Here is a 12,575-nt window from a genome sequence, read left to right on the forward strand (position 1 = left end):
GAAGAGCAAATCCAGTGATGCGCTGGCCGACGGGATTCGGCGGCGGCCGGCCAATCAGGATGAAGATGGTGTGTGAACTTGGAATCCAGTTACGGAATCTCTTTCAGTTGGTAGAAAATGGGGGTGTTCGTGGCGGGCAACGACAAGGGCACGAGCACATTGGTCTGCTGGAATCCAAGCAACGCTTCCCAAATCACCGGGGGCATGAGGCTGTCGGTCACCTGCAATTGATAGTTCGTGCCCGGTCGCCCATAGACGGCCAATTGCCGCGTTTGGTCGGGAGTCACCCATCCTTCGAGCAGCGGATGACGTTGCACCACCACCGCCCGGCCAACGCCGTTGACGTGGTTGGTGTAAAGATGATCTCCGGGCTTGTAACCGGCGAGGTTGGTGACGACGAGGCGGACGAACTGCGACCAGCCATCGGGCGCGGCGGTAAATTGCAGTTGCGCGACCTGTTGCGTGCCTTGAATGGTTTGACCGGGCGGCGCTTGCAGGTGGATCCGCAACTGCGACGGATCAAGCTGCAACTCCGCCGTGTCGAGGTGCGAACCGATTGGGGTCAACGTCCAATTGGTCAGGACGTCCATCGGCACGGGCAGGGCAAACGACAGGTTGGTGACGCCTTCGCTGGAGGCTACGAAAACCGGCAAGGTCGCCGAAGCGCCACCCAGCAGATTGGTTTCGCTCAACTGCACCTCCAGATAATCCAGCACCGTGATGTTGAAGGTGGCGTGGGCGCTCAACGGCGGGTTGCCTTGATCCGTGACCTGCACGGTGACGGAATGGATGGTCGAGGCGTTGGTGCGGGTGGGTTGCCACCAGAACACGCCGTTCGTCGCCACAAGCATCGCGCCGTCGGGTGCGGCGATGAGGCTGAAAGTCAATGCGTCTCCGTTCGGGTCTTCCGCCAAAAATTGGCGATGCGCCGCGCCGTCAGGCGTAATCACGAGGTCCGACAGTTCCTCAACAAAATAAGGCGGTTGGTTTTGTGATTGCCGTTCCCACGACATCGCGAGCTGATCGGTTGCCGGGTTGCCGGCCAGATCGGTGATGTCCCGCAGGTCCGCGACGACGGTGTATTCGCCCGCCGCCGCCGTGAGCGCCGCCAAATTGACAAGTTGCACGCGGTTGCTGGCAACGACTTGAATTGCCGGAGTAAACGGGTTCGTTCCGTTCCAGACCAACGCGAAATTATTGCTCGAGACCGTGAGGGCATTGATGGCTTCCGTAAACGTAACCGTAACGGTGTTGACGTCAGCGTCGGTCGGCGTGGCGATTTGCTCGATGGTGGCTGAGGGCGGGATTTGATCAATCACCACGGTCACAAATGCGGCCAGCGAGACGTTGCCCGCGCCGTCAATGGCCGTGACGCGCAGGCGGTGCGTGCCGTCGCTCGCAAAGAGGAGCGACGCGGAAAAGTTCGTGCCCTCCATCGTCGCCAGACCAAAATCAATACTCGTGGTGGTATCAAAGACGCGCACGGTCAGGTTGGGGGCGGTGACCGTGCCCGACAACGTCACCGCGTTCGTGCTGGTTAAACCGTCGGTGGCCGAAAAGCCCAGGTCGGGGGCGATAGCCAGATGGTCGGGGGTGGCCGGCGTGTCCAGAATCATCGTCCAACTGACGTTGGTGCTGCCGACGCCGGGGTTGCCCGCCCAATCCTGGATGCCGGCGGCGTCCACAGTGAGCGTGTAGCTTCCGGCCCAACCCTGCAACCAACTGATCTCACCGATCTGATATGTGGTCGGTGTCAGGCGCGTCAGGGTCACGTCCGCATTGATCAGGTCCGGTCCGCCGTCGCGAGTGAGCGTCAGATCGTGATGATCGAACGTGGCGGGATCAACGGCGTGCGAGAAGGTGACCGTCAAATTTTGCACCACGATGTTGCGCGGGTTGGTGGTGACGGGCGACAACTCCACGATGTGCGGCGGCGAAGTGATCATGGTCCACGTCCGGGTTTGCGTTCCTTGACCGGATTTACCTCCGGCATCGGTGACGTTGGCGGCGGTGACGGAGAGCACATAAGTTCCCTCTTCACCAGTCAAAGTTCCCAGCCCGGCGAGCGTGAAATTAATGTTGTCTTCCGTGGTAAGCGTGACGTCGGCAGTGATTAGATTCGGTCCACCATCGCGGGTCAATTGCAGGGCACCCAGACCGAACGTGGCGGGGTTGATCGCCTTGGAAAACGCGATGGTCAGCGCCTCAATCGGCTGATTGCGCGGGTCCGGAGTGACGGCAGAAATGCTCTCCACAACCGGCGCGGCGTCGCCCTTGGCCCAGGCGACGACGGCGGAAACATCGCCCAGACGGTTGCCCCAGACATCGGAGATCGCGTTGCCAAAGATACGCAGGGAGTAATTGCCATCTTCAGCCGTCAACGGCACGAGTCCGGTGATGCGGTAAGTGGCGTCGGCGAGCAGCACCACGCTCACTCCCGAGGCCGGGGTGATCAGGTTGGGGCCGCCATCACGCGTCAGTTCCAGGTCGGCGAAGTTGAAAGTGGCCAGGTCCATCGCCGCTGAAAAAACGATCGTGACCGCATCCACCGCTTCGGTTTGGTTGAATGGCGTCACCGGTCCGAACTGAACGATGGCGGGCGTGGTGGTATTGGTTGAGCGATAGGTCAGGGTATATTGTCCCGAACCCTCCCAGTCGAACAGGTGCAATAGATTTTCCCTCACCGCGCCAGGGATTGAAGACGGGAACGAGCGATCGGTGGTCCACGCGTTGTTGGTCAATTCCAGCACTTTGCCGTCCGAACGCACCACACTGGCCAGCAAATATCCGGGGCCGGGATCGGGCAACCGATAATAATTCCAACCCGGTCCGGCCGCCGCCGTGAGCTGCACCTGCCAGTGCGCCGGACCGACGCTGCCGTTGAAGACGCCGTTGGTCACGACGTTCACCGGTTCAATGGCGCCGGTGTTGTGATACAACAAATCGGGGAGATTCTGGGGATCGGCAAAATCATTCACCAGATAGTCCAGAACGCCGTCGTCCGCGGGCCGGTTGGCTCGAACGGGATGGATCAACTCATGCGTCTCCACGCTGTTGATGAGTGACAAATTGGTGTGCCCCAATCCGTCCACATGCTCGAACGTGGCCGCGAACGAAATGAACTTGCCCTGCAACGTGGACAGTAATTGCCAGTTCACGCTCTTCGAGACCCCGGCGGGAACGTCGCCAAGCCGGGCCGTCAGCGAAGGGGCAACCGCGTTGCTGCCCACGCTCGTGCCGATGATGCGGAAGTCAATCAACAGGCCCTTTTCGTTTTCGATGATTTGCGGTTGCGCCGAGGTGATTTCAAAATTCCTGGCGTTCCCGGCGCCGATGTTCTTCACAATCAAACCCAGGGTGTAGGGTTCGGAAGGTTCGGTCGCCGGCGTGAACGGATCATCGCCATAGACATCGCGCTGCTGGAAATAGACGAGGTCCAGCTTCGCCTCGGGATAGACCGTGATGGGCGCGGACAGCAACGGCACGATGACTTCCTGACCGGCATCCAGGTAACGCAACGTGCCCCCGATCTGATAGGAATAGGGTTGGTCAGGCGCGGCATCCGTAGTGGGAATGAAGGTGTAAACCGCACGGCCAGTGGCGCCGCCCGCGAGCACCCCCGAACCGTCCACCGCCGTCATCCCGGTCACGACCGGCCCTTCCGTCACAAATTTGCCCACGGCGGATTGGCCCGCGCCGTCGCGGAAATCCAGGGTGACCTGCACGCCGGTGATGTCGGTGCTGCCGCCATTATCAATTTCCAGGGTGCCGGCAAACGCGCTGCGCGTGAGGGTGACCTCCTGATTGATGCGCAACCGCACTTGCGCGCAGACACCCGCACCGTCCTGGGCCTTGACCGGCGCCTCAATGCGCGGGGCGCTGCCGGCGTTGTAACCGGAATGAGTCACCGTGGTTTCGGCCATCGCTCCAGCCGGCGGCGCGTAGCCCCGGCAATCAGCCCCTTGGATAAGGATGGTGGTTATCACCGGACAGCTGCCGATGGTGTACTCGGCCAGATGCGGAGTGGGCAGCCACATCTCACCCGGCGGAATGGGCGTCGGCCCACCACCACCAAAGTTGGGCAGAGGAATTTGATCCAAATGGGAGCAGATACATTCGAGAATGCCACTGACGCCCGCCCCCACCGCACCAGCCGCGCCACCCAAAGCCGCTCCGCAAGCCGTGGAGATGGCCGCCTTCTGGCAGGTGGATAATTTCGGTCCGGCACAGGAAATGAGCGCACTGATCGCGTTACAGCCGACACTGAGCAAATTTCCCGAACCGATCAACTCCTTGAACCCTTCCAGACATTCTTTGACATCCTTGGCGGTGCAAATGATCGAAAGATCAAGCCCACGACTCTGTCCCACCATTCGATTGCCACAGGGGTACGAGTAATTGGCACGTAAGGGAATCTTGGGCAGACAGGCGTTAAGGTCCTCCAGCGTACAACCATCGCCATCCGCCGCGTGAACGATGCCGGGCGAAGCCGCCGCCAGCGCGCCGCCGGGAGCGGCCCGCATTTGCACGGTCACCGGAATCGTCACGGAGCTTTTCGCCGGGAGCTTGCCGACGTACCGCACCAGGGGCGTAACGAGATAAGTCGGGTGGTCCGGAACTTCGATTTCCACATCATTGGCGGCGATCAACCCTTGATTGGTCAGCTTGATCTCAAACTGGGTGACTTCTCCCGCCGCCACCAACACCATCACCTGCGGCTCTTCAATCACCACGTTGGGCACGGGCACTTCGGTCTCAAACACGGATTCCAGCACGATCCGGTAATGATCCGCAATCTCGGTCGGCACGACGGACCACTGATACGTCACGAGCTGACGCGGCAGGAAAGCCTCCAGCGCGTTGGTGATGCCGGCGGCCACCAGGACCGACCCGCGGAATTGATTATGCTTTTCCGCCGTCACGTCCACGGTGTAACTGCCCTCGGTCAGCGCGCTAAATTGCGCCGTGCCAGTCGGGCCGGAATTGGTTTGCGCGATGATGCCGCCGGTGAACGGATCGCGCACCACAACCAGCGCGTTGGTGACCTTGGGTTCGCCCGCGACGTAGTAGGTGTAATCGTCGGTGACATTCACCACGAGATCCCCAATGCCCGAGGAGACGGCGCGGAACTGATACGGCACGCGCACGCCGACGTTCTCGTTGGCCACCGCAATGTTGCCGTTGTAAAGCCCGAGGGTCAGATCCGTCGCCGGATTCAACAGTAAAGTCACCACCGCATTGCTGCCGGCGGGAATGGACGGAATATTTGCCGTCGAACCAAGGCTGAGCCACGGCAGATCGGGAAGCTGCACGGTCAGGTCGCCGCTCGCCGAGCCACCGGTATTGGCAATGGTGAAGGCCACCACCGTTTGCTCGCCGCGCACCATGCCGCGTTCCAAATAGGCGGGAGTCGCCACCAGTTGCGCAAACGTCGGAACAATTTTGACATACAACGGCAACGCCAACGCGGCCCCTTCCGCCGAAGTGAACGTGGCCGCAAAATTGGCCTGCGCTGCCTGGGTCAATGGCGAGTTCAAAGTGTAGTCCACGGTCATCACGCCGTAGGGCGGCAGGACGTGATTGGTGAACGTGAACGCCACGCTGAGGTTCGTGCCCAGATCGGGCTGCGTGACCGTCAGGTCCGTGAGCGCATAACCCGTCCGGTTCGTCAGCAACACCGAGCCGGTCACGGGCGTGTTGGGCAGGAGTTGCGGGGCCAGGCGGTCGGGCAAGGCGGCCATTCCCAACAGCGCAAATGACGCCTGCGTGGTCTGGTTCGTAACGTTCGGATGATCGGCCGAGGCGGTATAATAGCCCACTTCGTTGGCCAGCGGTTGGAAGGTGTAGGTGAAATTGCCCGTGGCATCCGAGGTAACTTGAAATGTGCGGCGCGTGTCGTTCACCATTACGCGGATGGCCGCGACGCGGTTGGGCACGGACGTGTTGTTGGTGGAATTGAACGTGCGCCCCTGCAACACAATGGGCGTGCCCGCACCGGCCATGAGCGGGCTGACGTCCAGCAATTCGGCACGATACGCGGGATGCACCGTCAGGGGCGAGGCCGCGGCGGCCGTATTGTTCACCGTCTTGAGTTCGGTCAAGGACCGGTTGCCGTTGGCTTCAATCAGCAACCAGAAATTGCCCGGCAGGGCGGGCAGATAAAACGAGGCGGTGTTGGTGTAGCTCTCGCCCACCGCCAGCGCCCGCACGTTGGGTTTGGCGGCCACCAACATTTGGCCCCCACCCACGCTGTCCGAGGCCAGATACACGTAGTCAAACCAGTTCTGGTTGGTGGTGCTGCCCAGACCGTGGTTGGTGATTTGCCAACTGACGGAAACTTGCTGCTCCGTGAACGCTTCGGTCGGCGCGCTGATCACCGCCGACACCAGGTCCGGTAAATAAATATCGGAAACGGTCAGCGTCCGGGCCGCCGAATTGTAACCCGCCGCGGTGGCGCTCAGCACCACTTCACGATTGCCGGTTTGTTGCGCGTCGAGAATCCCGGTGACCGGGAAGTTGGTGCTGGTCTGGTTGACGGCCAGTTCCACCACCGGCAAATGCGTCACCACCCCGGTTGGACTCGAGGCCAACGTCACGATCAGGGCGTTCGTTGGCGCCGTGTTGCGCGTCAAAGTGGCCATCGTGTTGCTGCCCTTGGAAATCACGGTCTGCGCCAGTTCCAACCGCAGGCTGGGGCCGTTGGTGTCCAACACCTGCAAAGTGGCCTGCGCCGCGCCCGCGGTCTGCGGGTTGTTGGCCAGGTTCAACGGATTGGCCGTAATCACCGCCGTCTGGTTGCCGGTGACCAAGCCGTCCGTGCCGACACCGACGTTGAAGGTGGTGGAAGTTGCGTTGGCGGGAATCGTCACCAGGCTCGGCACCGTAACCAGCTCGCTGCCCGTGCGGGTCAATTGCACTTTCTGCGCCTGGGGCGTCATCACGCCGCGCGACACGGTGCCCACCGTGGCAATCGCTCCGGCGCCTTCGGACACCACGGAATCCGCCAAGGTCAAAGCGAGCGTCACCACGTCCGCGTTCAGCACGTCAAGGCCTGCGGAAATGGAAGGGTAACCGGCGGCCACCGCCGTGACGCGCACGCGCCGGCCGCTGTTCAACTCGCCATCCGGCACCGGCGTCAACGCAAACACCGCCGAACCATTGCCCGCCGGAATCACCACGGTTTCCGGCGCGAGCAACGCCTCCGGATGATCGCTGGTGATGTTCACCACCAGCGCGCTATCGAGGTGCGCGTTGCGGGTGATCAAAGCGGAAACCGCATCCACACCCGCATCTTCCGGGATCTGGTTGACGCTCAAGTGCAACGTCAGCAACGGCGGATCGTCGTCGGTGATGGTCAGCGGCACATTGACGGTTGGATAGCCGCCGGCGCTGGCCGTCACCACCCCGGATGCCGTGTCGCCCGAGATGAGGTTGTCCACCACACCCAGATGGAAATTGGTGGCGCTCTGTCCGGCCGGAATGACCACCGCGGCGGGCAGCAGCAAATTGGTGAGTGAAGAACTCAGGTCAACGGTGAGCGCGTTGGCCAGGTCTCCATTACGCAACAACGTGGCCAGTACCGCCTGGCTGCCGGCGGATTCCAGCACGTTGGTCGGTGACAGGGTCAGTTGCAGAGTCGAGGTCAGATGAAGTGGCGCTGCGGCCAGCGTGCTGTTGTTGGTCGAGTTCAGTTCGTAGAAGTTCGCCGCCACGTTGCCTTTGACGATCAGCCATTGGTCGCCGGTGACAAACGGCGGCAACGTCACCGCCTGGGTCAACACCAGCGAGTCGCCGGCCGCCAGCACGTTGGTGACGCTGCGCGTGGCGAGCCATTGCCCGCCACCCAGGGCGTTGACGCTGCTGAGAAAGACCTGATCAAACCACGCGTTGGTGATCGGCGCACTGCCCTGGTTCACATCCGTCCACACCACTTGAATCGTCTGGCCGGCGTTGGCCGCCAGGGGCGCGGTAAGGTTGGTGATGATCAAATCCGGATAGGCCGCCAGCGTGGCATTGATCGTAATGGAGTTGGTGTTGTTCAACTCACCCGTGCCGCCGGCGTTGTATTCGTAAACCTGTTGCGCCGCGTCGGCGGTCACGGTGACCAGGAACTCACCGGCGCCGGACGAGCCATCCGGCAGCGTGAAACTGAACGCGCGCGGGACGGCGCCGCCAGCGGCAATTGGTTCGGCCAAAGCCGGGTCATACGGCAACAACGTGTTCACCAGCACCTGGCCGTTGGTGGCGTTCACCACCGAAATCCGATCGGCAAAAACATTCGTCACCGCACCAAGCCCGGAGTTCTGATCCCGCCAGACCAGATGCACGGAGTCACCTGAATGGAGTGGCGCGTTGGTGACCGCCAGCTCGGTTACTTGCAGGTCGGGATAGGTGGCCAGCACGCTGGTGACCGTGAGGCTCGCACGGTTGTTGCTTTCCGCCGTGCCCTCCAGATTGAATTCGTACTGATGATTGTAAGCATCCACCACCACCGTGATCTGCAACTGCCCCACACCCACGTCGCCATCCGGCAACGTGAAGTTCAGCGCCCGCGCCTGGGCCGCACCAGCCGCAATGTTTCCGCTGACCGCCGGGTTGTAGTATTGATAGGTGTCCAGCAACTGAATGCCGGTGGTCAGGTTGGAGATCGTCACGCGATCATACCAGTACTGGTCGGTGGCCATCGGGCCGGCGTTGGTGTCCGCCCAGGTAATCGTGAGCGCGCCGCCCGATTGCAACGCGCCGGTGACCGCCAGGTCAGCAACCAGCAAATCCGGCGCGGCCAGCGTGGTGAACGTGGCATCCGCGGCAACCGTTTCATTACCCGCCGCGTCGGCCGAGCGCACCCGATAATGGTACGTCGTCAGTGCGGTCAGGTTGTACAGCGTGACCGTGTGGTTCGTCACGGAAGCTGAGCCGTAAGCCGTCGCGCCGTACGCCGTCGTCAAACCGTAATCCACGACCGTGCTCGCCGGTTCGCCGCTCTGCCAGGAGATTGCCGCCGTGTTGATGGCGGGCGTGGCACTGATCTCCGTCAACGTCGGATAGATGGTATCCACCGCGAACGTGTAGGCGTTGGTCAACAGCAGCACCCCGCCGTTGGTATCACTCGCGTTGGCGACATAAACCAGATTCGTCCCGTCCATGCCGTTGGTGATGGCCAACGCCGGCGTCGTGTAGGAATCATTCGGCCGCCAGTAACCGCTCCACGTACCATTGCCGGCAACCGTCGGCGCAATGCCGGCGGCCACAATGTTCGTGAGCGTCACCACCGGCGCAATGTTGGTGTCCATCGTCCGATCAAACCGAAAGGTGAGCGTGAAATTATCGTTGGTGGGCACGACGCCGAATCGGCTGGTCGCCACGGCCTGGATGACGGGATTGGTGCGGATGCCCGTGTAAACGGCCACATACGCCAGATGGGTCGCGTCCAGCGTGGAGAAGGTCTTTTGATAAGTGGCCTGCGTGCTGACGGTGACGTTGCTCAACGCAAAGTGTTGGAAGAAGTAGTTCGAGGTGCCCGACAGTACCCGGGGCGGCGCCACGAAGGTCGCCGTCTCGCCATTGGTGTAGGTGCCGGCTCCGACAATCGCGGTAAGCTCAGCGGGGGTGGTGGCCAGCGTCACGACATGATACGTGTTGGCCTCTCCATAGTGGGCCACAAAATGCCGGTTCGTGTTGGCGACAAAGGTCAGCACGTTGGAAGTCCCGATTACCACGCCGTTTTCCGTCCAGTTGGTGAAGTAATAGCCCGGTCCCGCCACGGCGGTGAGCGTATTGGTGGTGTCCGCGTAGTAATTGCCCGCACCCGTCACCGTACCGGCGTCCGGCGGCTGGTTCGCCGCCGTGATGGAGTAGAACGCGCCGGAGTACGGCGCGAGCACAAAGTTCGCCGTGCCGTTCGCATCGTTCAACACCACGTCCTGCACCACCGGATCATCATAGCCCCGCGCCACCGCGCCCTGCACCCCCACCCGCCACGAACCGTTCGTGACGCCAAGACGGTAATAACCGCCGCCATCGGTCAGGGTGCTGACGTAGTACTGATTCGTGCCGCTCGAATTGAACGCATACACAACCAGATTGCCCACGGGTTGGGCATTGAAATCCGTGACGCGGCCGGTGATCTGTACCGGGCCGGCGGACGCTGCGAGCGCCGTCAACGTCACCGCCGTCGGCGCGTAACTGAGTTGCCAGGCGATGCCTGGAAACTGCCCCAGATTGAGTCGCTCGAAAAAGTTGGTGCGCTGCCCGGCGGTCAACAGATCGAAACGGTCGCCCACCGTCGGCACGTAACCGTCGCGCGCCGTCACTTCCAGCGTGCCGTTCAAACCCACCGTGCCGACCATTTCGACCTGACCAAATACATTCGTCGCGTCCAGTCCGAGCAACAATTTGCCGTCATGCGACGTGAACGAGTTGCCGTTGCCGAACCGGAATTTACCCGTCGCCACATTGACCGTGCCGTAATTGTGAAACGTGGAATTGAGCGGCGTCACGCCCGCACCACCGATTTTGGCAATCGTGCCGTAATTATAAATAATGCCGCCGTCGTAATAAGTGTTCACGCCCGCGTTGTCCGTCGTGACGGTCATGATTCCGGTCAGCAGATTGGAAATCACGCCGTAGTTCGATACGCCATAACCGTCCGCTCCCAGATAAATCCAATCCGTCCAAGTAATCGCGCCGCCATTGATCAGACTGCCGCCAACGAGATATTTCGTCGGGCCGCTCCCGATGCTCCCGCCACCGCAGGTCAGCACCGTGCGCAACCACCCGCCCGTCCACGTAAAGTCCGCCGCCGTCACCGTGTTCGTCCCGCCCAACGTCCCGTTACCGGTCATGAGCAAATTCGGAATCTGCACCACCCCGCTCTCCACGTTATTGAAATTGACCGAGCCGCCCGCCAGCCGGAGGACCGTATTTGTGAATTGGGCCGTGTCGTTGAAATTCAACGTGCCGCTGGTCACCGCGAAATCGCCACCACCACCCACGCTGCTGCCGTCGGTGAACTCATAATTGCTCGAAAACGACAACGCCGCTTCGGGCTGCATCAGAAAACTTCCCGAACTGCTCCCACCGCCCGCAAGGTTCAACGTACCTGATTGAATGTTGACGCTCCCGCTGTTGTAGAACGGGCCTTGTTGAAACGTCGCCGCCCCCGTCCCACTCGTCTTGTTGATCACCCCCGCGTTGTAAATCTGTCCCGCGTCGTAATGCCAGTTGGCGTATATGTCTCCGGTGAGGTTGATCACGCCACTCACCAGATTCGATAACGTCCCCGGATCACCCGTCCCGTAACTGCTCGTCCCCAGCGTGAGTGATCCCGACCATTCCAACGTCCCGGCATTGATCAGCACCCCGCCCACCAGATATTTTGTCGTGCCGCCCCCGATGCTCCCGCCGCCGCAGGTCAGCACCGTGCGCAGCCACCCGCCCGTCCACGTAAAGTCCGCCGCCGTTACGGTGTTCGTCCCGCCCAACGTCCCGCCACCCGCCAACGCCACCGTCGGCACGTTCACTTCGCTGACTCCCGCGTTGTTGAAATACACGTTGCCGCCAGTGATGTTGATCGCTGCGTTGATCTGATAAAGTCCATTGAAATACGTATTGCCGCTCGTGAAGCTGTTCGTTCCCGTCAAACTGTAATCCCCGTTGAAGTTCGCCGTCCCCCCACTCACCCACAGATTCCCCGCCCCCGATACCGTCGAACCTTCCGTCAACGTGAAAGTCCCGCCGTCAAACCGTAACGTGCAGTCGGCAGCCACCACGATGCTGCCCGAGCTGATGCCCCCCCAGTTAAAACTCAAAGTCCCCGAGCTGACGTTGAGGTTGCCACGGTTGTGGAGCTGGCCATGATTGAAAGTCATGGTGCCGACCCCACCGGTCTTATTGATCACGCCGTCATTGTAAATTATCCCACCGTCGTAGTAGCTACTGGCGGAGAAGTCGCTCGTGAGGTTGATGACGCCGCTCACCAAGTTGGAAATGACGCCCGGATCACCCGTCCCGTAGCTGCTCGTCCCCAGCGTGAGTGATCCCGACCATTCCAACGTCCCGGCATTGATCAGCACCCCGCCCACCAGATACTTCCCATAGTTTCCGCTGATGCTCCCGCCACCGCACTGCACGGCGCCCCGCAACCATCCGCCCGTCCAGTTAAACGTCGCGGCGGTTAGCACGCCGGTGGTGACATTAATGGTGCCACCGCCGCTGAATTGTAATTCGGCCACCGCGACATCATTGGTCACCGTGACCGTCACATTGTGATTGAGCACCACGATGTCCGCCGCGCCGGGGACCTGGTTGGGACTCCAATTGTCAGCCTCGTGCCAGACGCCGCTCGCATTATTGGTCCAGGTAAGCGTGGCGGCATGAATTCGAGTCGAGGCTGAAATGAACCAGACCACCAGAGTTGCCAGTACCACAAGGATTCTTGATTTCATAATAATTCGACGGGCGAAATAGATTTGAGTTTGGGATCGCCGGATCCCGGGGCAGGTTTGAAAGTGAAACACCCTTTTGATATGTCAACCACACCGGGCTTCACTCGGCTTATTTGGGTCATCTGCAAC

1 protein-coding gene is annotated in these 12,575 nt (G+C 61.1%); it reads right to left on the reverse strand.

Annotated features, from left to right (window positions below; all coding sequences use genetic code 11):
- Positions 1 to 89: 89 nt before the first annotated feature.
- The gene (locus M9920_04875; GenBank protein MCO5051617.1) at positions 90 to 12,446 is read right to left on the reverse strand and encodes an Ig-like domain-containing protein; all 12,357 of its coding nucleotides are present in this window, start codon (positions 12,444 to 12,446) and stop codon (positions 90 to 92) included.
- Positions 12,447 to 12,575 lie beyond the last annotated feature (129 nt).

Source organism: Verrucomicrobiia bacterium, from assembly GCA_023953615.1.
Taxonomy (GTDB): Bacteria; Verrucomicrobiota; Verrucomicrobiia; order Limisphaerales; family JADLHS01; genus JADLHS01.